The sequence below is a fragment of the Gemmatimonadota bacterium genome (genome assembly GCA_026387915.1).
GTDB lineage: Bacteria > Gemmatimonadota > Gemmatimonadetes > Gemmatimonadales > Gemmatimonadaceae > Fen-1231.
In genome coordinates this window covers 152,895-177,523 of record JAPLKS010000013.1, presented here as the reverse complement: position 1 = coordinate 177,523, position 24,629 = coordinate 152,895, and the positions used below count along the sequence as shown (strand labels likewise).

Genomic DNA, 24,629 nt, shown 5'->3' with positions numbered 1-24,629 from the left:
AGCGCGAGCGCCGATGTCCGTTGAACGCGACAGCGAAACGATCGCTCTTACTCGTGTCTCCCAGTTCGGTGGAGCGCTCGCCCTGCTGGGGATCTTGACGGCGCTCGCGTGGGGCATCGGCGAATCGCGGTGGACGGAGATCGTCGCCGATGGCACACGGCTGATGCCGGGGGTGGCGCTGCTCTTTCTTGCGTTCGGGCTTGCGGCCCGATCCGCGCTCCTTCAGCGCGAAGGCGTTACGACGGCGCGGTATGATGTGGCCGGCGCTGCCCTCACGTTCGCGTTGCTGTTGCAAAGTGCGGCGTGGACCCTGTGGCAGATTGGTGCGCCGCGACTGTCGCTGATCACGCGCGCAACGGATCCAGACGCCCTGTTGCCGCTGTTCTATGTCGAGTGGCAAGTATTAGTGCCGTTCGGAGTGATCGCGTTGCTGGGGCTCGACCGTGCGCTCTACCAGCGGTATGGTCGGCGCCTGCTCATGGGCCTGGGGGGGCTCCTCGCGATGCTCCTCCTCCTCCTCAGCGGGACGGCCCTCGTGTCGGCCCTGTTGGGCGCGCCTTTACAGTGGAACGATACGACCATCCTTCCCCCGGCGAGCGCACTGGCGATTGCGTTGCTTGGCACGAGCTTCGCCATGCGTCTCCAGCGCACGGAGTGGCCGCGGAGCGTGCTGGTAGATCGCGAGGGCAAGTCGGCCCATTTGTCGTTCGCATCGACGTTCGGGCTCGTGGTGCTGGTGTTCGGCGGAACTGTTGTCGTCGGGTTTCGTGTCGCGTACGAGCAAGCGGCGGCCGCTGCGCAGCAAGAGGTACGCGAAAACCTGCGTGTCATTGTACACGCCAGGTCACGGCAGGTGACGACGTGGTTGAGCGAGCGCCGCGGGGACGCCGAGATCGTGACGCGCGCGCCGGTGTTGGCAAATGCTGTCAGCGCGCTGTTAGCGAACCCTCGCGATGCGCGCACGCGAATGCAGGTGACGGCGACGTTCGAAGCCATGCGAAATGCCAAAGGCTTCACAGACATCACCCTCTTTGATCGCGCGGGTCGACTGGTGCTGACCGTTCCCGCCAGTGAGGAAGGCTTGACCGCTGGCGACGATTCCGCGATACGCCGGTTCTCGGCATCCCAGCAAACGGTGGCGTTTGAAGACTTGCATCGCGACGCGGCTGGTGGGCACACGCACCTCGCCTTTTACGCTGCGGTTGGGCGAGCGGCCGGCGGGGCGGCGGAACAGCAAGGCGTCGTCCGCTTTCAGTCGAACGCGGCGCAAAGTCTATTTGCGGTCACACATGACTGGCCATTTGAGAGTGAGACCGGTGAGTTCGTGCTTGGGCGCACCGGTCCAGACAGTGTAGAGTTTTTGAGCGATGTGCGATTCGACCGCGGACTCGCGATGACGAAGAAGGCGACGAACGATCCGACGACGCAGCTGGCGCTCGTGCAGATGGCGCGCTCCCCGGGTGAACTCACCGGGCGGGCGGTGGATTACCGCCAGCATGCGGTGCTCTTCGCAGGCATCCACGTTCCACGGACGCCATGGGTGTTGCTGGCAAAGATGGACCGCGATGAAGTGTTAACGCCCGTGCGGCGCACGTTCTTGCTCAATCTGCTCCTTGGGCTGCTCGTCGTCGTGAGTCTGTCGTATGCCGTCGCCACGCAGTTGACGAGAGGGAGCCATCAGGCCCTCGCCCGCGAGTTGAAACTCTCTCGGCAAATAGCTGCGGAAGCAGAGGCTCGGGCGGCCAGTGAGGCCCGGTTCGGTCGTGCGGCGCGCGCCACCAGTGACGGGATTTGGGAGTGGAACTACCGCGACGCGTCGCGCTACTATTCGCCTCGGTGCGAGCAACTGCTGGGCTACGAGGTCGGCGAGATGGCGGCAGGCGGGCTCCGGCTGATGGAGTTGATCCACCCCGACGATCGTGCCCGTGTGCAAGCCGCGCTCGATGCGCACGCCGCGACCGATGTGCCGTACGCGATTGATCAGCGTATAAGGAAGAAAAACGGCTCCTACCGTTGGTGCCACGTCCGCGGTGAACTGGAGCGCGACGCCGAAGGAATGCCTCTTCGCTTTTCGGGAACCGTCCGAGACGCCGAAGATCAAAAACAGGCGGACCTCGCATTGCGGGGCGCCCTAGCGGACGCGCAACGCTTCCGGGACGCGCTCGATCACGTGCCGACCGTCGTGTTCATGAAAGACACGCACGGTCGGTACACCTACGGGAATGTGCCAACGCTCGCCACACTCGGCGTATCCGCCGACCAGTTGATTGGGTCTGATGATCGCGACTATTTCCCGGCCGACGCCGTCGCGCGCATTCAGGCGGTCGACGAGCAAGTCGTTCGTGGTGAGCCGGCGACCAATGAGTTCGAGTCCGCTCTGAATGGCGAGTCCGTCACGTATTTGCAGGTCAAGACCCCCATCCGCGTGAACGGTGATAGCGGAGCGGTGACGGGCCTCCTCGGAATCTCCGTCGATATCACCGCGCGCAAGCAGCAAGAGGCACGCATCCGTCGCCTCAGCGAGTTCTACGCCGCAATTGCCTTTGCCAACGAGACGATGGCGTCGAGCCGCAGTGAAAGGGAGTTGTTTGAGGGCATCTGCCAGGCGGCGGTGAGTTACGGAAAGTTGCAAATGGCGTGGATCGGCGTGATCAACGAGCACACGGGGAACGTAGTTCCAGTCGCGAACGTCGGGGACGACAACGGCTACTTGCAGAATGTCGAAATCTCGGTCGATCCTCACCTGCCATCGGGCAGGGGGCCAACCGCGCGCGCTATTCGTGACCGTGTTCCGTTCTGGGTGCAAGAGTTTCTGCACGACCCCCTGACGGAGCACTGGCTGGCGCGCGCGGAGAAAAGTGGATGGAAGTCGAGCGCCGCGCTTCCCCTGTTCAGGAACGGTGAGGCGGTGGGCGCTCTGACGCTCTACTCGTCGGAGCCGAATGTCTTCGATGAAGAAGTGCGGCGACTGCTTGTCGATATGGCCGCCAATATCGGCATCGCCCTCGAACGCTTCAGCAACGAAAAAGCGCGTTTGGCGTCGGAAGTGGCGCTGAGCATCTCTGAAAAGCGTCTCCGGCTCGGACTGCAAACGGCGAGCACCACCGTCTTCAATCAGGACGCACAGTTGCGGTACGTGTGGATCTACCATCCACAGGGGCTGCACCTGCCATCCGATCCAATTGTCGGCGCCACGGACGCCGAGCTGTTCCCGGCGGATGTGGCCGCGCGGATCACCACGACCAAACAGCGCGTGTTGCAGAGTGGGAACGCGGAGCGCGAGGAGTTCGTGATTCGCCGGGACGGAATCGTGCATGTCGCCGACATGGTGATTGAACCGGAACGTGACGCGGGCGGCACGGTCATTGGAATCGTCGGAGCCTCGGTGGACGTGACCGCGCGTTGGGACGCCGAACGGGTACTCCGTTTGCAAGGCGCCGCCCTTGAAGCGGCGTCCAGCACCATTCTGATCACCGACCGCGAGGGCGCGATTGAGTGGTGCAACGCAGCGTTCACCACCACCACCGGATACACCGCGGAAGAAGCGCTCGGGCGCCGGACCGGCGACATCGCAAATACGGAGCCACAGAATCGGTCCGCGTACGAGCGGATGTGGGAGGCGATTCGTGAAGGTCGTGCGTGGACTGGCGAGTTGGTCAATCAACGCAAGGATGGATCACTCTTTACCGAAGACGTTACGATCACGCCGCTTCGTGACGACGCCGGCGCGATTACCCATTTTATCGCGGTAAAACAGGACATCACCGAGCGAAAATCTCTCGAGGAACAGTTCCGGCAATCGCAGAAAATGGAATCGGTCGGGCGGTTGGCCGGCGGCGTGGCGCACGACTTTAACAATATGTTGAGCGTCATTCTTGGCCGTACAGAGCTCGCCCTTCGGCAAGTGGAGGGAACGCCCAAGTTGAAAGCGGGCCTCAACGAAATTCATTCCGCCGCGCTACGATCGGCTGAACTCACGCGGCAGTTGCTCGCGTTCGCGCGCAAACAAGCGGTGATGCCCGTCGTGCTGGATATTAATGTGGCAGTGGCGAACTCTATCAACTTGCTCAAGCGACTCATCAGCGAGGATGTGGCGCTAGACTGGCAACCGAGCGAATCCGTCTGGCCAACCTATATGGATCCGGGGCAGGTGGATCAGATCATGGCCAACCTGTGCGTGAACGCACGAGACGCCATCATGGGTCACAGCGACTTCGCCCCCGCGTCTGGCTTTGGTACGGTGATGATTGCGACCTCCAACTGTCGACTCGACACCGAGTTCTGCGCGTTACACATCGACGCCCAGCCGGGTGACTACGTGCGATTGACCGTTCGCGACAACGGCTGCGGTATGTCGAGCGACGTGCGGGCGCGAATCTTCGAGCCGTTCTTTACCACGAAATCCGTGGGCGAGGGCACCGGACTTGGCCTCGCGACCGTGTACGGCGCGGTGAAGCAGAGTCACGGATTTATCCTCGTGACCAGTGCGCCTAACGAGGGCACGAGCTTCGATATCTATATCCCGCGGCACACCGGCGTGATGCCGAGAAGCCTTCCACAGCAACAGGAAGAGGTCGAAGGGGGCACGGAAACCATCCTACTCGTTGAGGACGAACAGCAGGTTCTCAACCTCACCAAGTTGGCCCTGCGCGAACTTGGCTACACTGTCATCGGTGCGGGCAGCCCCGCCGAGGCACTCCGTCGTTCCGTGGAGTACCAGGCGCCGATCCACCTCTTGCTCACCGATGTGGTTATGCCAGGGATGAATGGCCGGCAACTCGCAGAAATGCTCTCGGAGAGCCGCCCGGACATGAAGATCCTTTTCATGTCGGGTTATTCGTCCCAAGTGGGGTCGGGGACGCCCGTGCTCGATGCGCAGGCTCCCTCTCTGGCCAAGCCATTCACACTGGCGGCACTGGCGCTGAAAGTGCGCAGCGTCGTTGGGAGCGCGTCGGCGGAGTCAGAGCGGTAGCGAGCTACGCTGTGCCATCCAGTGTAGCAGTCCGGATTCCTCCATCGCGGGAGCGATGAATGGCCCCTGCGCTCCCTCGCACCGCAGGACGCCGAGGAGCTCCCAGTCGGCGCGCTGGGCAACGCCGAGCGCCACCGTCGAGAGTTGCATGCTCCGTGCCACCGCCAGGGTCGCCTCAATCGCCATCCGCTGGCGCGCCGACGCTGCGCATCCGTGCACGAGTGTGGGATCGAGCCGCACTTCGCTGAAGGGGAGTGTGGCGAGTTTGGCCATCTCGGGTACCGTCCCCGTGCAGTGGTCCAGCGCGAGCCGGAATCCTTTCAGCCGCAAGCGCGTCGAGCAATCAATCACAGATGCGGCGTCGCTTTGCAACACTTGCTCTGGCATCTCGATCGTGATCTTCGATGCCAGTACCTGACGTTCGAGCGCGAGCGACTCGATCAACTCCGGCAGATCGAGCGTCGTGAACTCGAGTGGCGACACATTGATTGCCACTCCCACGTCGCTACCGCTCTCCTGCCACCGTTCAGCGGCGGCAATTGCCTCGCGCACCGTGAAGGTTGTCAGCTGGTTGAGGAGGAACGTCGGCGCCTGTGCTGCACATTGCATCACCACGCCCTCAGTGAGCGGGCCGTGTGACGGGTGATTCCATCGGAGGTGGGCTTCGGCGCTTACGCAACTGCCATCGCTCGTTCGCACCGTCGGTTTGTAGAGGAGCGAGAGCTCGCCGTTGGTGAGTGCGGCGCTCAAGTCGAGGTCGGCCAACGCTGGCGTCGCCAGCTCCGGCGCTGCCTGCGGAGCAGGGGCGAGGCGCGCACGCACGCGTTGGAGCACCGGTTCCAATTTTTCCAGCGTCAGGGGTTTTTCCATGGCCCCCACAAGGTCGAGCCCGCCCAGTGTCGCCAGCAGCCCAGCGCTCTCAATGACGCGTTCCTGCTCCACACTGAGAATCGCGACCGCAGAGCGAACACCCATCCGCGCCATCGTGCGAATGGTCTCCACGCCATCGGTGTCGGGCATGCGCAAATCGCAGATAATGAGGTCGAACGCCGCGCCGGGCTCGGTCACCGCGTGAAGCGCGGACCGCCCATTACTCGCTTCGGCAATGCGCTCGACGCCCAAACTTCCGAGGACGGCACTTACCCATTGGCGCACGTGCAACTGGTCGTCCACAACCAGCACACTCAGGTCCGAATAATCTTCCGTCACGGGAGGGGGGTCCGCGTTGCGCGCCGGGGCGCGAGTGGCACCGCGAGTGGCGCGGCCGCCGAAATACATTGTATTAAAGGTAGCGAGGCTCCCCGTAAGTGCAAAAGGCACGACGGTAGGGGCCGCGCGCTTTCCCAACTGTCATCCCCTCGGCGTACAATCCAGCTATGCTCACAGAACTCAGCGTCATCGTTATCGTCGCCGTCGTTGCCCTCACGGCGGGTGTTGCCGGCTGGTTTATTGCCAAAAGCCGCGGCCCCGCGGAGCAGGGGGAGCGAATTGCGACGCTCACAGCCGAGGGTGCTGCCCGCCAGTTGCGCATAGCGGAGTGGGAAGGCGCTGCGCGCAAACTGCAGGAGGAGATGGGCGCGCTCCGCGCGGAGTTGTCACGCGCTCACGCGGAGCTGGCGGCGTCCGCAGCGGCGCTACAGGCCGAGCGCGCGCAGAGTGGCGAGAAACTCGCGCTGCTCACCGCGGCGCGCGAAGAACTCTCGAACCAGTTCCGCACGCTCGCCGGCGAAATTATGGACGACAAGAGCAAAAAGTTTGTCGAGCTCAACTCGGCGGCTATCACGCAGTTGCTCACGCCATTGCAAACCGATCTCACTGGCTTTCGGCAGAAGGTCGAGGAAGTGTACGTCAATGAGTCCAAAGACCGGAGTGCGCTCGGCGAACAGTTGCGCGCGCTCACGGAGCTCAATGGCACGTTGCGCGACCAGACCACAAGCCTCACCAAAGCCCTCAAGGGCGACGCCAAAGCGCAGGGCGACTGGGGCGAAGTGATTCTCGACAGGCTGCTCGACAGTGCTGGGCTCATTGAGGGACCGCACTACCGGCGTCAGGAGTCGCATCGCGACGGCGATGGCGAGCGCGTGATTCCCGACGTGGTACTCTATCTCCCCAACGACCGCCAGATGGTGGTGGACTCCAAGGTCACGCTCACTGCGTACGCCGAGTTTACCGCGGCGACGACTGATGAACTGCGCGAGGTTGCGCTCAAAGGGCACCTCGAGGCCGTGCGTCGCCACATTAAGGGGCTCTCGGAGAAGAACTACCAAACGCTGTACGCGCTCAAATCGCTCGACTTTGTGGTGATGTTCATGCCCATCGAGGGCGCCTTTATGGCGGCGCTCACGAGCGACAAAGATCTCTTTCAGCTCGCGTGGGAAAAGAACGTCTTGCTGGTGAGCCCGAGCACGCTGCTCTTTGTGGTGCGCACGATTGCGCATGTGTGGCGGCAGGAGCAGCAGTCGCGGAACTCACAGGAGATTGCCAAGCGGGGGGCGGCGCTCTACGACAAGTTCGTCGGATTCGCGGGAGACCTCGCAAAGGTCGGTGATCATCTCACCAAAGCGCGCGGGAGCTATGACGATGCGCGCGGGAAGTTGATTGATGGCGCCGGAAATTTGGTGCGGCAGGTGGAGATGCTGCGCGAGCTCGGGGTGCGGCCGACGAAGGCGATGCCAGCGGATTTGGCGGCGGCGGCGGGGGATGAGGGGGAGGGTGGGGAGGCAAAGCGGCTTCTGGTCGAGGAGTAACCGTCGCCGCCGGAAACGGTTTCACTCGGATACGCCTTGCCTGTTAGGCGGTGTGACTCGCGCTGGCTTCCAAAATAGTTCGGGACGAACTGTCCCACTCCCCGCGGACAAAACAATCTCTTTCTGGACAGTTTGTCCGTCAGAGGCCGCTGTAGCCTATGTGGTTCACGGCACACTTCCTGCCGCTCATGAGTCTGTAACCAAGACCCATCGCCGCTCCGATTGTGACCGGCGACTTGGTTTCCACCTCGTTAGCCCTCCCAGACTTCCGCGCCTGCGCGCGCGGTGGGTTCGGCAAATGACGCGGGCCCTCACGACGGTTGCGGAATGCACGCTACTTGCACGCATGCACGCTGGGCTGTCGATCGGGCCCCCGATGACGCGATGGGCGCGACGCGTACGACCGCCCGGTTTCCGTCCCGCTTGCGGCCCCGAGCTGGCTTCGGACTCGTAGAACTCATGATCGCCGTCACCATCGCCGCCATCCTCGCCTCGATGGGCGTGGTCCGCTACACACAGGTGCGTGAGCGCGCCGTCATCGCAGTGATGGAATCGGACCTCCGAAATCTCGTCACGGCCGAAGAGGCGTGGGCCTTTGAGCACGGGGGCGAGTATGTGGCGACGCTCGATTCGCTGCGTCCGTGGTTCCGCCCCTCCGCGGACGTCGAGATCAACGTGACGCTCGTGACTCCGCAGTGGTGGACCGCCACGGCGCACACAGAGGGCACGGCCACCCGCTGCACCGTCGCGGTGTTCCCTGGGAGCAGTGCGGGCTCCGAACTGGCGACCTGTTCCGCGACGCCTGCGGATTCTGTTGCGGCGGTCAAGAAGTAGCACGTCCTCAAATCGAGAGCGCTGGCGCTCGGTCGGCAGCGTTTGGCCTTGGCCTCTTGGCGCTTCCTGGCCCGATGTTGGGCGGGGCGCCGGCGGCAGGTGTAGTGATGGGCGCGCTACTCTATGGGCTCTCAGTGTGGGTAGACACCCAGACCGGCCGTATGTTCGTCCTCCCCACCGACACCGTTCACCTCTTAATCCCGGCCCGCTCCACCACCAGGCCATAAATGGCACTCGGTCGCTAAATTCCGCCTCAACCCCTCGGCGGAGTTCGCGCAGTGCAGCAACACATACTTCCGGATCACAGCCACATCGGCCGCGTCGACCTCCAAGTCGGCAACCTTGCGGCCTCGCTCGATTTCTACACCCGCATCCTCGGCTTTCGGGAGCACGCTCGCGACGGCCAGGTCGTGACGCTCACCGCGCAGGGCAGTGACTCCGCCCTCGTGGTGCTGCACGAACGTCCGGGTGCACCGCACGTGCCGGTGCGAGGCCGACTCGGACTATTCCACTTCGCCATTCTACTCCCCGACCGCCCCTCGCTCGCACGATTTTTCGCGCACCTCTCCGCGCTGCATGTGGAAGTCGGCGCCGGCGATCACCTCGTGAGCGAAGCGTTCTACCTGCAGGACCCCGACGGACTCGGCATTGAAGTCTACGCCGACCGCCCGCGCGACCAATGGACGCGCACCGCCAATGGCGTAGAGATGGCCACCCTCCCCGTGAACATCGCCGACCTGCTCCCCGCCGCAGGCAACATCCCGTGGAGCGGCATGCCTGCGGGGACGGTGATCGGTCATATGCATCTGCATGTGGGCGATCTTGCCGCGGCGCGTCAGTTCTACGGTGCAGAGATCGGGTTTTCCGAAATGGCCGCGCTCCCTGGCGCGAGTTTTCTCGCCGCGGGCGGCTATCACCATCACCTCGGCGTCAACACGTGGGCCCGCGGTGCTGAGTCGGCCCACGACGACGAAGCGCACCTGCTCGAGTGGACGCTCTGCGTTCCATCGGATGGGTTCGACGCTGTGCGCGATCGGCTCAACGCGGCGGGCCGCGCACTCGATGAGGCGGGCGCGAGTTTCTTGGTGCGCGATCCCTGGGGAACGGCTGTGCGCGTCCGCGCCGAGTAACTGAGGGGCAAAAAAACGTCGGCGCGGAATATTCTTCCGCGCCGACGTTTTGTATTGCGATCTTCAGCGCGAGCCGCTCAGCTCCGGACGCCCGCCGCGCCCGCCGCGCCCACCACGGCCGCCCCGCTCATCACCACGATCGCCACCCTGCGATCTGGCCTGCGGGAACTCGTTGTTGAACTCCACATCCTGCTCATCCAGAAATGCTGCCGCCTTCTTTCGTTGCGCGTCGTCTGGGAGCGCCTCCAGTACCTCACGCACATCGGCGCGCCGACGGTCCTGTAGCGAGTCGGCGAGCAACAACAGTTGACGCATCTGCGTGATCGACACGCGGCGGGCGTTTTGCGCGCTCGAATCGTTGGCCGACGCATCGCGTGGGTCCATCTTCGGCGGACGAAAATCCTTCTGCAGTGAGTCGTAGCGTACCAGCAGGGAACCGTTGCGCTCAAAAATGCGCATCTGCATCGCCTTGAACGCCGTCGTCTGAGAATCACTCAGCGAGAGTTTCTTGCGCTTGTCGAGTACGAGCGTGGCGGGGTTGTATTTCTCGAGAGACTTCGCCGCTGGAAACTTGATTTCCGGCTGCCGGCTTCCGCCTCCCATGCCACCGCCGCGACGACCGCCCATACCGCCGCCGCCCATTCCTCCCATGCCGCCCATCCCGCCCATGCCACGCTGCGCGTCCGCACTCGCAGCCGCGAACAGCGCAATGACGATCAACCATGATGCACGACGCACGTGTGCCTCTCCTCAAAAGTGATCAGCGCCCGAACAACGCCGCTGACTTGACGATGACCTGCGCTACTCCCCAGACCGCCGGGACCAGCACCACCAACCACGCGAGCGCCACCTTCCAGCGCTCGCCGCGCGATAGCTCACTCATGCGTACCCCGCCACCAGAGCGACGGATCCACGGGCCGCACGCGAGCGTTGGCCATCATACCGAAGACCAGTAGCCCCGCCATTATGTACATGGTAACGGTATACGCCTCGGCTTTGGGGACGCCCCGGCCAATCTGATACTCCCGGATGTAGTTCACGAGAACCGGTCCGGCTACCCCAGCCAGCGACCACGCGGTGAGGAGGCGCCCGTGAATGGCCCCCACATGCCGCACCCCAAAAATGTCTCTCAAATACGCGGGAATCGTGGCAAAACCGCCGCCGTACATCGACATAATCACCACATAGAACGCCACGAAGAGCGTCACGCTCCCCGCGCGTCCGACGCCGGGTACGGCGGCGTACAGGACGGCGCCGAGCGCGAAGTACACAGCGTACGTGCGCGGCCGACCGATATAATCCGACAACGATGACCAGATGAAGCGACCCGCCATGTTGGCGAGGCTCAAGAGCCCCACAAAACCCGCCGCTGCCCCTGCGCCTATGCTGCCGGGAAACATCTCCTGAATCATCGGCGACGCTTGGCCGAGCACGCCGATCCCAGCCGTCACGTTTAGGCAGAGCACCGCCCAGAGCAACCAGAACGTCTGCGTCTTGATGGCGCGATCCACATGCACGTCGCGCGGCGCCTCAGCGGCGCGCGCGGCGCGCGCGGCGTTCGCCGCTCCTGCTCCCATCGGTGGCGTCCACCCCGGGGCAGGGAGTCGCACCGTGAACACGCCAAACATCATCAACGCGAAGTACAGCGCGCCCATCGCAATAAACGACTCGGCGACACCCATGGAACTCGCCGTGCGAAAGTGCGCCATCAGCGCCACTGCGAGCGGCGAGCCGATCATCGCGCCGCCGCCGAATCCCATAATGGCAAGCCCGGTGGCCATTCCCGGGCGATCGGGAAACCACTTCATCAACGTCGACACGGGCGAGATGTAGCCGAGTCCGAGTCCGATGCCGCCCAACACCCCATAGCCGAGGTAGATCACCGCGATGTTATGCGACCGGACGCCGAGCGCTGCGACCAGAAACCCGCCCGCAAAACAGCAGGCGGAAGCAAACATCGCCTTGCGCGGACCGGCTGCTTCGAGCCACCGTCCAAAGGTGAAGGCGGACAGGCCGAGAAAGACGATCGCCACGCTGAAAATCCATCCGATGGTGCTCAGCTTCCAATCGTTGGGGGCCGCGTGGTCGATGCCAACGAGCGTGGAGAGTGGCAGATTGAATACACTGAACGCGTACGCCTGGCCAATGGAAAGGTGAATGGCGAGCGCCGCTGGGGGCACACGCCAGCGGCTGAAGCCGGCGTGTGCGATGGAGCGGTCGCGGTCCAGAAAGGTCAACAGTGGCATAGGAGAAGTTCGAGTGGCTAGAAAAATGGAGCACAGGCGCCTGCGCCGCATCTGGGGGAAGGCAATCCTGTTGGTCGCCGTCGTCGTCGGCCCATCCGTCGTGGCGAGCCAGAGCTCCGTTCACGCCGCCCCGTCACGCACCCGCATCGTGATGCTCGGGACCGGTACGCCCATCCCCGATCCCGACCGCAGTGGCCCCGGCGTTGCCATCATTGTCGATAGCGTCCCCTATTTGTTCGACGCCGGGGCGGGGATCGTCCGCCGCGCCAGCGCCGCGCTCCGCAATGGTGTCCCTGGACTCAAAACTTCGCAACTCAACCGCCTCTTCCTCACGCACCTCCATTCTGATCACACGCTCGGCCTCGCGGACGTGCTCTTCACCCCGTGGATTCAGGGCCGCCGCGAACCGCTCGAACTCTTTGGCCCACCGGGCACCGCGCGCTTGCTCCGCGGCATCACCGACGGCAACACCGAGGACATCGCCGAACGCGTCGCATCTGCAGGTGGCCCAAGTGCCGAGGGATGGAACGCGAATGTGCACGAGATAGCCGAAGGAATTGTATACAAAGATGCGCGCATCACCGTGCGTGCCTTTGCCGTGCCGCACAGCGCGTGGCGCTATGCCTTCGGCTATCGCATTGAAACGCCCGATCGCACCATCGTCATCAGCGGCGACGCGCGGCAGAACCCCGCCGTCGCCGAACAGTGCCACGGCTGCGATGTGCTCATTCACGAGGTGTACTCGGACGCCGGCTTTAGCACCGTTCCTGCCGCGCGACAGCCCTATCACGCGCAGGCGCATACCTCCGCCACTCAAGTCGGCGCCGTTGCGACCGCTGCGAAGCCCGGCGTGCTCGTGCTCTATCACCAGTTGTACTTCGGTGCGAGCGACGAGCAACTGCTACGCGAGGTGCGTTCGCGCTACACGGGGAAAGTGGTGAGCGCGGTGGATCTGCAGGAGTTCTAGCCCGCGACCACTGGCGCCGCGCACGCGCCGCCGCTATCCATTCTCTCGACAGCCGCCAGGGGTACCACGGCACAGTGCCGGGGTTGAGATAGTCTCTTGGAACCTGACCCGGTTTAGACCGGCGTAGGGAGTGCGGCGTGACGCATCGGAACATCGGCGCGCCACCCGCTCGTTCGGGAGGCGCGCATTCTTTTTTGCGCGTCGCTCGTGCGGGCACCACTCCGGATCGTCACTACCCGCCACGCGGAGCGACCCGGCAATGCGCAGGAACGTACGGAGCGTCAACACACAGTCCGTCTCACGCCATGCGGCACGACTCGACGGTGCTCGCACACTTGCAACGCGCGTCGCGCGCGTGACGCGCGTGGCGCTCGTGGCGTTGTGCGTGATTCCCGCGGTGGCACACGCACAGGCCACCGCCACCGCCAGCGACAGCGCCCGCGCGCGCCGCGACTCGCTCGAGCGTGTGGTCATCACCGCCGTGCGGCCCACCATCGCAGCACCCACCGCACAGTCAATGATGGGGCGCGACGACATCCAGCGCCGCTTCGCGGGTCAAGACGCGCCCCTCTTTCTGCAATCGCTTCCGGGTCTCACTTCGTACTCGGAGGCGGGCGGCTACTCCGGCTACAGCTACCTCCGCCTCCGCGGCGTCGATCAAACACGCCTCAACATCAGCGTAGACGGCGTGCCGCTCAATGATCCCGAAGATCAAGTGCTGTACTTCTCCAACGTCCCCGACTTTCTCTCGAGCATGCAATCGGTGCAGGTGCAGCGCGGCGTTGGCGCGAGCGCCTTTGGCACAGCGTCGTATGCGGGCTCGTTGAACTTTCAGCCCGTACCGCTCGCCACCACGCCGCGGGGCGGCGCCGTTGAAATCACTGGCGGTTCGTTCAACACGATGCGCGCCAGCGTGCAAGGCGCCACCGGCATGCTCGACGGTGGCTTTGCCGCCTACGCGCGCCTCACCAAGCAACACACCGACGGCTATCGCGAGCACTCGGGCAACGACGCCCAGTCCGGCTTTGTGAGCGCCGCCTGGTTCAGTGACCGCTCTGCGCTCAAGCTCACCGGCTTCGCGGGCGTTTCTGGAATCCGCGAAGCATACCTCGCCGCACCCGAAGCAGACCTCGCGGTCAATCGCCGCCTGAATCCGCTCACCGAGCACGAAGGCGATCGCTTTCATCAAGAGATGGCGAGTCTGCAGTACTCGCGCTCCATTGGCGCTGGCACCACCTGGTCGGCCACGGCGTATCGCAACTCCGCCGCTGGCGCCTTTGACGTGGACTTCGGCGACGGCACCATCGGCAATTATTTTCTCGCGCATGTGTGGTACGGCGCCTTTACCGCGCTCAATGTGCGACGCGGCACTCTCTCCTTCGATGCCGGCGCGCACCTGAGCGACTACCACCGCGATCACGCGCTCGCCATGCGCCCCACGCTCTCGCTCCGCGAGTACACGAACACCGGCTACAAACAAGAACAGAGCGCCTTTGCCAAGCTTGCCTACGACGCCGGCTCCTGGCGTTGGTCTGCCGACCTACAACTGCGTCGGGCTGCCTTCCGCTATGCCCCCGATGCGCACGCAGGCATTCCCGAAGCGAGCCTTGACTGGACCTTCGTCAATCCAAAAGTCGGCGTCACTTGGCGCGCGTCCAACGAGATCACGCTCTACGCCTCCTACGGCCGCACGGGCCGCGAACCGGCGCGAGGCGATCTCTTTGCTGGTGCCGATGACGTCAATGCGACCAACGCCGCCTCCGTCCTCCCACTCACGCGCGTCCAACCCGAAACACTCGGCGATCTCGAAGTCGGGGCCACCTGGCACGCGGGTGACTTGACGGTGCAGGCCAGCGCTTTTGATATGCAGTTCCGTAATGAGATCGCCCCCATTGGCCAGCTGAGCCTCACGGGGAGTCCGCTCCGCAAGAATGTTGGGAGCAGTGCCCGCACCGGCATCGAGCTCGATGCCACCTGGCAGGCGACGGCGCACCTCACCATCACCGGCAACATCGCACTGCTGCACGCGCGCATTGATCGCTACACCGACGATGCTGCCGCCATTACCTACAACAACGTCGAACCCCTGCTGTCGCCCCCGGTCGTAGCCAATCAGCGGGTGGAGTGGCAACTCTCCACCGAGTGGTCGCTCTCCCTCGGCGGGCGCTTTGTGGACCGCATGCGCCTCGCCAACGACGGCAACGCCGCGATGGTCGTCCCTGCCAACTGGCTCGCCGACGGCGGGCTCACTTGGCAGCACGGCGGCTGGCTGGTGCGGGCCCAACTCGCCAACCTGCTCGACGCCAATGCCTATGCTGGGGGCTACGCCGCCGAAGGAACGCGCTACTTTTATCCCGTGGCGTCGCGCAACGTACTCATCACAACGCGCCGCTCGTTCTGATCGACGCCGGGAGTCCTCGCGCGGCGCTCGAGTAGCGTGTCGCGCGGGGACTCTCTTCTTTCCCGGAAGGCGTCGTGCGTCTGTTTCGTTCCTCTCTTGTCTGCCTCGCCACCGTCCTCGGCACCTCCACCGCGGCCGCGCAGAACGCTGGCCCAGTGGCACAGCAATACCGCGCCGTCGCCGACCGCATCATCGATGGTGCGCTCGCCGACAGCACCGCGGCGTGGAACCGCCTCGCTGCCTTCACCGATTTCTCGGGCTCGCGCCTCAGCGGCTCCCCCGCACTCGAGCGCGCGATTGACTGGATGCTCGCCGAAATGAAAAAGAGCGGACTCGATAACGTCCGTGGTGAACCGGCCATGGTGCCGCATTGGGTGCGTGGGCGCGAGTCGGCCGCACTCGTGCAGCCGCGTGCCGCCAATCTCCCAATGCTCGGGCTCGGCGGCAGCGTTGCGACTCCTTCCGGTGGCATCACCGCCGAAGTGCTCGTCGTCAACAGCTTTGACGATCTCACCAAGAAAGCCGCGCAGGCCAAAGGAAAGATCGTGTTGTTTGATGTCGCCTTCACCAACTACGGCGCCACGGTGGCGTACCGTGGTGGCGGTGCGAGTGCGGCCGCGCGCGTTGGTGCCGTTGCGGCGCTGGTCCGTTCGGTGACGCCGTATTCGATGCGCACCCCGCACACCGGCGGCATGTCGTACGACACCACCGTCGCCAAAGTCCCGACGGCGGCCATCACCGTCGAAGACGCGATGATGATTCACCGCATGACGAACCGCGGTGAAAAGGTGGTTGTGCATCTTGAGATGGAAGCCCGCACGCTCCCTGACGCGCCGAGTCGCAATGTGGTGGGCGAGCTCAAGGGACGCGAATCCCCCGACGAAGTCGTGGTCTTCGGCGGTCACATTGATTCGTGGGACGTTGGGCAGGGCGCCATGGACGACGGCGGCGGCATCGTCGTGGCGTGGGAAGCCATCAACCTGCTCAAGAAACTCGGTCTTACGCCGCGCCGCACGATTCGCGTGGTGGGATGGACCAACGAAGAAAACGGAAGCCGCGGGGGTCGCGCCTACGCGGAGACGCATAAAGCCGAAGCCGGCAAGCATGTGCTCGCCATCGAAAGCGATGGCGGCGTGTTCTCGCCCGCGGGATTTGGTTTTACCGGTTCCGACTCCGCCCGAAGCATCGTGCGCCAAGTGTCTTCACTCCTCGCGCGCATTCACGCCGACTCGCTCGGCGCAACCGGCGGCGGTGCAGACGTGGGCCCCCTTGGCCCGCTCGGCGTACCGCTGATGGGGCTCGAAGTGGATGACAGTCGTTACTTCTGGTTCCACCACACCGAGGCCGACACCATGGACAAGCTCAGCCCCGCCGAGATGCAGCGGTGCGTCGCGGTAATGGCGGTGATGGCCTACATCGTGGCGGAGCTCCCGCAGCGTTTACCGCGGTAGGCAGAGCGCACGCCCTATTTCCCACGTAGGTGGTCGGCGGGGAGCCCGTTGTGTGCTCCCCGCCGTCCGCGTTAGGGGGGGCGCTTCCGCCCTCCCCCCTGTCGCTGGCGTGAACACGGGTGGATACTACATACCAGCGGTTTGCATCTATTCACCTGTCAACAGTTTCTCCTTCCGAACGTCCATGCCCGAACGCCTCGCGTTACAGGATGACATTCGTCAGAAGAGTCCGTTCCGAAACACGGCGGAAGAAGCGACGCTGAGCATCGTGCGCACCGCGACGCTCATTCGGCGCGCGGTGGCCGGTGTCGTGGAGCAGGCGGGGATTTCGCCGGCGCAGTACAACGTACTGCGCATTCTGCGAGGCGCGGGGCAGGGCGGACTGCCCACGCTCACCGTGCGCGATCGGTTGATTGACGAAGCGCCTGGCATCACGCGACTGCTCGATCGTCTCGAGGCCGCCGAGCTCGTGCGGCGCGAGCGCTCCACGCCGGACCGGCGTCAGGTGATGTGCGTCATCACCGCCCAGGGGCTCGCGTTGCTCAAGAAACTCGACGTCGTCATTTCGAACGCCGACGAAACGGGCGGCGCCGGCCTCACCGACAAAGAGCAACTGCAGCTCGTGACGCTGCTCGAAAAAGTCCGCGCCTCTATGCCGCGTCCCAGCGCGAAAGCCGGAACACCGCCCACCAAATGATGGTTAGCGCGTCGCGCTGAGTCGTACCACGCCGCGCATCACCAGCGCCGACGTCAGCGCGAGCAGGCCGGCAAAACACAGCGTGAGCGCGTACACGCCCACCGGCTTCACCGAGAGCACTCCACTCAGGACCGTGGCGACGCGTCCAATCGGCGCGCGCGCCGATTGGAGCAACAAGAGCGCAGCCCACGATGTCATCGCAGCAAGTCCGGTGAGCAGTGCGCCACCACGCTGACGCGCGGTCAGCGCGCCATCAGCGAGACCCACCAAGAGCACGCCGAGCCAACCGATGGCCACCGTGGCCGCCGCAAAGGCGGCGGCAATGAGCGCAAAGCGTAGCGTGCGCATTAGCGGGGCTCCGGTGTCAGAGTGAGTGTGGACCGCAGCACCGAGCCTGCGAGATCGGCCGGGCGGCGCGGAAAGCGCAGCGTGTCGAGCTGGCCTTCAGTCCATTTACGCAGCTGGTTGTCGTAGCGCGAGCTCACGGGGTTCCCCGATTGTCCACCAGGGTAAATCCCCCACGCGCGCACCTCTGCGCCCATTTCCACCACCATGCGCCAACTCGCGCCGTGCGTGCCATCGCCCGACGACGGGCTCAAGGTGGCCGGCGCCGACGGCACCGCCAAGTCGAGGCGTGAGAGTGCCGGCATCCGCAACAAATGCCAGATGTTCGCGTGCCGCACATTCGACCACTGCCACGCTGCACCAGGCGCGCCGAACTGCTTCACCAGCAAGGCGTAGCCCGCCACAATCGACTGACGCAGAATCGCGTCGCGATCCTCTACTACATCCTTCGTTTCACGCACATCCCACCAGGGACTATTCGGCTGCTGCAACAACTCGGCGAGCACCATCGTGTTGGGTGTGGCAATGCGCTTGGCGCGCTCGGGTCCGGTGGGAGCCGGAAGTTGGAGTTCGTCCCACGTGCGACGGCTAATCTCCGAGACAATCGCGTCATAAAGCGCGGCGTGATCGTTGTCCTTCGCAAACGAACCATCCCACTCGCGCAGCATGCGGGCCGCGTGCGCGAGAACGGTATCTGGTGCCGGCGCGTGATCCGCTGCCTGCAGGAGCGCCGGAAGGAAGAATCCAACCTGCTCACTGCGCGGATCTGTTTGATACCGGCGCATGGCGTCGGGTGTCACCTGCGAGTCCGCACGTAACAACGCGTTGATGCGCATCGCGCGCCACGGCGTGGGCCAATCCCAGCCGAGATACCCAGCATCTACCTTGGGGTCTTTGGGCTGCTGATTCGCCGACGCCAAATATCCCTGCGCGGGATCGAGCGACTGCGGATACTCCTTGAGCGCACGCCATCCTTGCCAATCGTTGGCGCTCACGCTGCCGTCAATTAGCACGTCGCCTTTCGCTTGTTGCGCGGGGCGACGCGGATACAGACCAGTTGAGCGAATGCCAATGTGCCCCGCACGATCCGCCGTCAGCACATTCTGCGCGGGGGCGGGGTAGGGCTCCCACGCCGTCATCACATCGAACACCGACTTCGCGGAGTTCGTATGACGGAACGACTCGAGTACCGGTGCCACCGACGATTCGGTCACCAGCCAGCGACGCGAAATCCAGCGTGCGCCGGCGTGCACCATAGCGCCGCGGTGCGTATGGTAAATCGTGTCGGCCGCCAGCGTCTCGCCACGCTTGCCGCGATATTGCTCCACGCGCACCGTGAGTGGCTTCCACTCGCCGTCGAGTTTGTATTTGGTGGGGTGCGCGGGGTCGTCCACCGTTTCTACGTAATAGTCGGCGACGTCGGCGCCCGTGTTCGTTTCGGTCCACGCCACATCGCGATTGAATCCAATGGCCACCAGCTGCGATCCCGCAAAGGTCACACCGTAGGCATCAAGCGTGTCCGGTACGATGAGATGCGCTTCGTACCACACCGACGGCAGCGACAGCGCAAGATGCGGATCGCCCGAGAGCAATGCGTGCCCCGCCGCCGTACGGCGCGGTGCGACCGCCCAGTTATTGCTTCCCACCACCACTTCTCCACCGGGACGATCACTCACCGCGAGCGTCGCCGCCTGCTCGAGCCCGAGCGCCAGCGCGAGTTTGACGCTATCCGTGGGGTGCGGGTCAGGAATTCTCACATAGTCGAGCCGCGGGGCGCGTTGCCCGTTGGGTTGAATCGGTTCGACGATCGGCGCGTTCTCAGGAAAGAGGGCGGCCACCGCCGCCGAACCAATCAACGCTTCCACCTGTGCGCGCTGGAGTTCCCCTTCGCTGTACGCGAGCGTGAGCCCCATCCGCGCCTGCAGATACGCGGTGTACACGGGCTTCCAATGCATGGGCGTGGCACCGAGCAGGTGATACTCAAATGGCACGTCACTCGGGGTCATCTGATCGATGAATGCGTTGACACCATCGGCATAACTCTGCATGGCGCGTCCAGCGAGCGAGGTGGGCGAGACCGTCGCAAAACTCCGTTCCGCGGACCAGGCGAGCCCTTGGGCTCGCGCGGTTTTGTCGAGCGGCAACGCACGTGCGCCGACGAGTTCCGCCAGCGTGCCGGCCACCGCGCGCGTCTGCATTTCCATTTCGAACAGACGGTCGCGCGCGTGCACGTAGCCGAGCGCGCGGTACACGTCGTCGGTGTTCTGCGCAAAGACATGCGGCACGCCGCGGTCGTCGTAGCGCACATCCACCGCGCTCCGCAATCCGGGGATCGTCGCACCAGCGCTCACGGGAAGTTCCGCGCGCGAGGCCACCGCCCATACGCCGTGTACAGGGTCGAGGAATCGGCCGAGGGCGGGCGCCGCGCCCACCGAGCGCGAGCCCATGAACAGCGTGAACGCTAGCCCGAGTGCGGCAAGCACCGTGGTGAACAGTTCGCGCGTGCGCGAGTGTGACGGAGGAGGAGTCATGGGATAAGCAGAAAGGTCAGTTGTCGCCGCTGATGAGCGAGCCGAGTCCGCCGAGCACGCTCCCTTCTTCGCGACGGCGCCCTCGGCCGAGGGGCGAGGACGCGACGATCTTGTCCGCGAGTCGCGAGAAGGGAAGGGTTTGCAGAATCACACGCCCCGGCCCCGTGAGTTGCACAAAAAACAATCCTTCGCCGCCGAAGAGCGCCGTTTTGATTCCCGGCACCCGCTGAATGTCATAGTCCACGCTGGGCTGCAATGCCACAAGACAACCGGTGTCCACGCGCAGCCGTTCCCCCGGCTTCAACTCCATTTGTACGAGCGCGCCGCAGGCATGCAAAAAGACGAGGCCGTCGCCGGTGAAGCGCTGGAGAATGAATCCTTCACCGCCAAAAAAACCAGCGCCGATCTTTTTGGTGAATGCAATGTCGAGATTGATGCCGCGTGCCGCACAGAGAAAGCCATCTTTTTGCGCCAGCAGTTCGCCGCCCCACTGCTGGAGGTCGCAGACGAAGATCTTGCCTGGCACCGGCGCGCTAAAGGCCACGTCCCGTCGCACCGTCGCGGCATTGCCAAAGAGTGTGACAAAAAATGACTCGCCGGCCAGCATGCGTTTGCCAGCGCCCAGCAGCTTGGTGAACAGGCCGCCCCCTTGGCTGTTGGGGTCGAGCGTCGTCTGCATTTCGATGCCGTCCTGCATGTACATCATCGCGCCGGCCTCAGCCATCACGGCTTCGCCAGGATCGAGCGTGATAATGACCCCTTGCAGGTCATCGCCAATGAGCTTGTAATCGATGATATCGGCGGGCATCGGGCTGTCCTCGGAGGCAGAAGCGACCGGATCGGGGGGAGCGCGGTCTATGTGCTGAACATAGAGCTCACATAACGGCGAGAGCAATCGGATAGTGCCAAGTGGTGCCAAAAAGCCGACATCGGTCAAAATGCCCGATTTTGCTAATTTGTGGCTGATTATTGGATCGTTTTTAGACTGCAGAATATTGAGGGGTGTTGTGACGCCAGAATCCCTTGCAGGGTAGATAGATAACAGAGGCCCGACCCCTCCCCGGGAACCTCTGGTGCAACGTTAATATTTGTTTCAACGTTACATGTTGTTCGACCCGCACTGCGGTCGTCCGATCGTTTCCCTCCTCCCGGGGCCGGACTGCTGCGTGCCGTTTCCCTACCCACCACGGAGTTCACGATGAGAGTTGCCGCTCAGCGGACCTTGGTGCGCGTGTTCTTGTTCTCGTTTGCTCTGCTTCTGGGGTCCGCAGCTGCGGCCCAGGCGCAGGCGACGATTACGGGACGCGTCACCGCCGAGGACAACAAGGAGCCGATCGGGGATGCCCGAGTTATCGCTCTTGGTACGAACGTGTTTACGGTCACGAACGCAGAGGGGCGGTATACCCTGCGGAACGTGCCCGCCGGCGCGCGAGAGATTCGCGTGCTGCGCGTGGGCTACACCGAAATGAAGAAGACCGTCACCGTGCCCGCCTCGGGTAACGTGACGCTCGACTTCTCGCTCGCGGCCTCCGTTGTGAAACTGCAGGAAGTCGTCACCACGGCAACGGGTGAGCAGCGTAAGGTCGAGCTCGGCAACACGGTCGCCACGATCGACGTGGCCAGCCGCGTGGCCGAAGCCCCGGTCAAGAACTTCGGCGATCTGCTCGCGGCCAAGGCGCCGGGCGTGCAGGTGCTCCCGTCGAACATGACCGCTGGTGGTAGCCGCGTGCGTATCCGCGGTACCAACTCCGTGGCACTCTCCAACGACCCGATCTACGTCATCGACGGCATCCGTATGACGTCGGGTAACGGCACGAACATCGGCGTGGGTGGCACGGCGCCGAACCGCGTGAACGACATCAACCCGGAAGAAATCGAGAACATCGAAATCGTAAAGGGTCCGTCGGCCGCCACGCTGTACGGCACGGACGCCGCCAACGGCGTCATCGTCATCACGACCAAGCGTGGTCGTGCCGGCGCCCCGCGCTGGACGGTGTTTGGTGAGCACGGCGTCATCAACGACCGCAATGACTATCCGGCTCAGTACGCCATCCTCGGCAAGACCCCGGGTTCCACCACGCAGCGCAAGTGCCTGCTCAAGGAACTCTCGGTGTCGAACTCCACGCAGTGCGTGATGGACAGCGTCTCGGTCAACAACATCTTCAAGAATCAAGATCTCACGATGATCAAGCTGGGCGTCCGTGACAACTACGGCGCGCAGGTGAGCGGCGGCACGGAGAACGTCCGCTACTTCGTGAGCATCGACAACCAGAAGGAAACGGGGCCGTTCGGTATGCCGGCCTTCAGCGACCGTCGCCTGCAGGACACCAAGACCGCGATCCTCGGTGAGTGGGGCCGTCCGAACGCCCTTGGTCAGACGTCGTTCCGCGCCAACATGAACATCGCCGTGAGCCCGAAGCTCGACCTTACCGTGAGCACTGGCTTCGTGCGCCTCGACCAGCGCCTGCCGCAGGTCGACAACAACGTGAACAGCTTCTGGTACAACGCGATGATGGGACCGGGTTGGCAGGGTGCCGGCCCAGGCTACACGGGCGTCGGCTCGCTGGGCCAGCCGCTGATGGGTTACCTCAGCTTCACGCCCGCCGAAATGTTCCAGTACACCACGAGCCAGAACCTGCAGCGCTTCATTAGCTCAGTGAACGCCAACTGGCGTCCGCTCGGCTGGCTCCAGGCTCGTGCTGACGTCGGCATGGATCTTTCCGATCGTGACGACTACCAGCTCATCCGCTTTGGCCAGGGCTCGGACTTCGGTACGAACCGCCTTGGTACCGCGGCCGATTCGCGCGCCAATATCCGTAACTTCACCTCGAACTTCAGCGGCACCGCCACCTGGCAGCCGCGCTCCTGGTTGAACGTGAAGTCCACGGTCGGCGTGCAGTACATCAACTTCAAGAACGACGCGACCACCGCGCGCGGCAGCACGTTGCCGCCGGGCGCCCAGACGCCGGCGACGGGCACCATTCCGTCCATCGGCTCGGGCACGACGCAGCAGAACACGCTGGGTGCTTTCATTGAAGAGCAGGCCGCGATTCGCGACCGTCTCTACGTGACGGCCGCCGTCCGCTCCGACCAGAACTCCGCGTTCGGCACGAACTTCCAGCGCGCGTACTACCCCAAGGCCTCGCTCTCGTGGGTGGCCTCGGACGAAGACTTCTTCCCGCGCCTGAAGTGGCTCGACCAGCTCCGCCTGCGCGTGTCGTCCGGTGCTTCCGGCGTGCAGCCGGGCCCGACGGACGCCCTGCGTTCCTACTCGACCACCACGACCTCGATCGCCGGCACGGATATCTCGGGCCTGCGCTCGAACCTCCTCGGCAATCCGGAGCTCAAGCCGGAACGCACGTCGGAGACCGAACTCGGCTTTGACGCCAAGCTGCTCAACAGCCGCGTGAACCTCGAAGTCACGTACTACAACAAGCACACCGAAGACGCGCTGTTCAGCCTCACGATCGCGCCGTCGGCTGGTACGAACGTGTCGAGCGTCCGCTACAACCTCGGCGGCACGCAGAACACCGGCATCGAAATGCTCCTCAACGCGCAGGTGGTTGACCGTCGCGCGCTGGGCATCGACATGACGCTCTCCCTCTCGCACAACGGCAACAAGCTGGTGTCGCTTGGTAAGGACTTCACCGGCAAGCCGCTGCCGACGGTGGGCCTCAACACGACCGTGCAGCAGGCCGCCGGCTATCCGGTGTCTGGCTACTGGTCGCGTCCGTTCACGTATGCGGATGCCAACAACGACGGCATCATCACGCCGAACGAAGTGCAGATCGACACGGTGTGGCGTTTCCGTGGCTATTCGCAGCCGCGCGACGAAATCTCGCTCACGACGGGCGTGGAACTGCTCCAGCGTCGTCTGCGCATCAACATCTTGGCCGACTACAAGGGTGGTTCGAACCTCTTCAACAACGAAGAAGGGTTCCTCTGCCAGCAGTCGACGAGCTGTCCGTACACCTCGACGCTGCATCCGTCGCTGTACAACCAGGCGCGGACGGTGGCCGAGCGCGATTTCGGCACGCTGAACACGCAGTGGGGCTACGCCGAGCCGCTCCGGTTCTGGCGTCTCCGTGAAGTGTCGGCGACGTACACGCTCGCTGATCAGTGGGCCACGCGTTACCTGCGTGCCAAGGGCGCCAGCATCAACCTCGGCGTCCGTAACATCAAGGTGTGGACCAAGTACACGGGTGTGGATCCGGAAGCGAACTACAGCGAGTCCAACACGCAGCAGACGCTGCTGACGGCGGGCCCGCCGACGTACTTCCAGTTCCGCCTCAATCTCCGTTACTAACC

General features: G+C 64.0%; 16 protein-coding genes and 1 riboswitch. Of the genes, 9 read left to right on the top strand and 7 right to left on the bottom strand.

Going from position 1 to position 24,629, the window contains the following annotated elements; translation table 11 throughout:
• Positions 1-13 precede the first annotated feature (13 nt).
• Positions 14-4,972 carry a PAS domain S-box protein gene (locus tag NTZ43_07720; GenBank protein ID MCX5767094.1) on the top strand — a complete coding sequence of 1,653 codons (4,959 nt, stop codon included), beginning with the start codon at positions 14-16 and terminating at the stop codon, positions 4,970-4,972.
• Here the strand turns inward: NTZ43_07720 and NTZ43_07715 are convergent.
• Positions 4,961-6,181 carry an EAL domain-containing response regulator gene (locus NTZ43_07715; protein MCX5767093.1) on the bottom strand — a complete coding sequence of 407 codons (1,221 nt, stop codon included), beginning with the start codon at positions 6,179-6,181 and terminating at the stop codon, positions 4,961-4,963. The genes NTZ43_07720 and NTZ43_07715 overlap by 12 nt on opposite strands.
• Before the next feature lie 167 nt (positions 6,182-6,348).
• Here NTZ43_07715 and NTZ43_07710 point away from each other — a divergent pair, with 167 nt between their 5' ends.
• From NTZ43_07710 to NTZ43_07700, 3 genes are all read left to right on the top strand, one after another.
• The gene (locus NTZ43_07710) at positions 6,349-7,719 is read left to right on the top strand and encodes a DNA recombination protein RmuC (protein ID MCX5767092.1); all 1,371 of its coding nucleotides are present in this window, start codon (positions 6,349-6,351) and stop codon (positions 7,717-7,719) included.
• A 384-nt stretch (positions 7,720-8,103) separates the two neighbouring features.
• A complete protein-coding gene (locus NTZ43_07705; protein MCX5767091.1) occupies positions 8,104-8,553 on the top strand; it encodes a prepilin-type N-terminal cleavage/methylation domain-containing protein in 450 nt (149 codons plus the stop codon).
• 278 nt (positions 8,554-8,831) lie between these two features.
• Positions 8,832-9,683, top strand: a complete 852-nt coding sequence (locus NTZ43_07700; GenBank protein MCX5767090.1) for a VOC family protein — start codon at positions 8,832-8,834, stop codon at positions 9,681-9,683.
• Between the two features lie 63 nt (positions 9,684-9,746).
• On the opposite strand, the gene NTZ43_07695 is transcribed toward NTZ43_07700, so the two are convergent.
• Genes NTZ43_07695 through NTZ43_07685 form a run of 3 tightly spaced genes read right to left on the bottom strand, consistent with a single transcriptional unit; the run spans position 9,747 to position 11,929 of the window.
• Positions 9,747-10,421, bottom strand: coding sequence for a hypothetical protein (locus tag NTZ43_07695; GenBank protein MCX5767089.1), 675 nt, complete (start codon positions 10,419-10,421; stop codon positions 9,747-9,749).
• 22 nt (positions 10,422-10,443) lie between these two features.
• Complete coding sequence (locus NTZ43_07690) at positions 10,444-10,566, bottom strand: hypothetical protein (GenBank protein MCX5767088.1); 123 nt, start codon at positions 10,564-10,566, stop codon at positions 10,444-10,446.
• Complete coding sequence (locus tag NTZ43_07685; GenBank protein MCX5767087.1) at positions 10,559-11,929, bottom strand: OFA family MFS transporter; 1,371 nt, start codon at positions 11,927-11,929, stop codon at positions 10,559-10,561. Before NTZ43_07685 ends, NTZ43_07690 begins: the two co-directional genes overlap by 8 nt.
• A 13-nt stretch (positions 11,930-11,942) precedes the next feature.
• On the opposite strand from NTZ43_07685, the gene NTZ43_07680 reads away from it, so the two are divergent.
• The 4 genes from NTZ43_07680 (at position 11,943) to NTZ43_07665 (ending at position 17,445) form a co-directional block, all read left to right on the top strand.
• On the top strand, positions 11,943-12,896 hold the full coding sequence (locus NTZ43_07680; GenBank protein MCX5767086.1) for an MBL fold metallo-hydrolase: 954 nt from the start codon (positions 11,943-11,945) through the stop codon (positions 12,894-12,896).
• A gap of 47 nt (positions 12,897-12,943) precedes the next feature.
• A riboswitch (TPP riboswitch) is annotated at positions 12,944-13,044 on the top strand.
• A gap of 111 nt (positions 13,045-13,155) precedes the next feature.
• On the top strand, positions 13,156-15,297 hold the full coding sequence (locus NTZ43_07675) for a TonB-dependent receptor (protein MCX5767085.1): 2,142 nt from the start codon (positions 13,156-13,158) through the stop codon (positions 15,295-15,297).
• Positions 15,298-15,371: 74 nt separating this feature from the next.
• Positions 15,372-16,748 carry a M28 family metallopeptidase gene (locus NTZ43_07670; protein MCX5767084.1) on the top strand — a complete coding sequence of 459 codons (1,377 nt, stop codon included), beginning with the start codon at positions 15,372-15,374 and terminating at the stop codon, positions 16,746-16,748.
• A 184-nt stretch (positions 16,749-16,932) separates the two neighbouring features.
• On the top strand, positions 16,933-17,445 hold the full coding sequence (locus tag NTZ43_07665; protein MCX5767083.1) for a MarR family transcriptional regulator: 513 nt from the start codon (positions 16,933-16,935) through the stop codon (positions 17,443-17,445).
• A gap of 3 nt (positions 17,446-17,448) precedes the next feature.
• On the opposite strand, the gene NTZ43_07660 is transcribed toward NTZ43_07665, so the two are convergent.
• Genes NTZ43_07660 through NTZ43_07650 form a run of 3 tightly spaced genes read right to left on the bottom strand, consistent with a single transcriptional unit; the run spans position 17,449 to position 21,129 of the window.
• A complete protein-coding gene (locus NTZ43_07660; protein MCX5767082.1) occupies positions 17,449-17,793 on the bottom strand; it encodes a hypothetical protein in 345 nt (114 codons plus the stop codon).
• Positions 17,793-20,321 (bottom strand): penicillin acylase family protein, encoded by a 2,529-nt coding sequence (locus NTZ43_07655; GenBank protein MCX5767081.1) that lies wholly within the window; start codon positions 20,319-20,321, stop codon positions 17,793-17,795. The genes NTZ43_07660 and NTZ43_07655 overlap by 1 nt, the downstream gene beginning before the upstream one ends.
• 16 nt (positions 20,322-20,337) lie before the next feature.
• Entirely contained in the window at positions 20,338-21,129 is a 792-nt protein-coding gene (locus NTZ43_07650) for a TIGR00266 family protein (GenBank protein MCX5767080.1), read from the bottom strand.
• A gap of 390 nt (positions 21,130-21,519) precedes the next feature.
• Here NTZ43_07650 and NTZ43_07645 point away from each other — a divergent pair, with 390 nt between their 5' ends.
• Positions 21,520-24,627: a SusC/RagA family TonB-linked outer membrane protein gene (locus NTZ43_07645; protein ID MCX5767079.1), complete on the top strand. Its 3,108-nt coding sequence runs from the start codon at positions 21,520-21,522 to the stop codon at positions 24,625-24,627.
• The last annotated feature ends 2 nt before the right edge of the window (positions 24,628-24,629 follow it).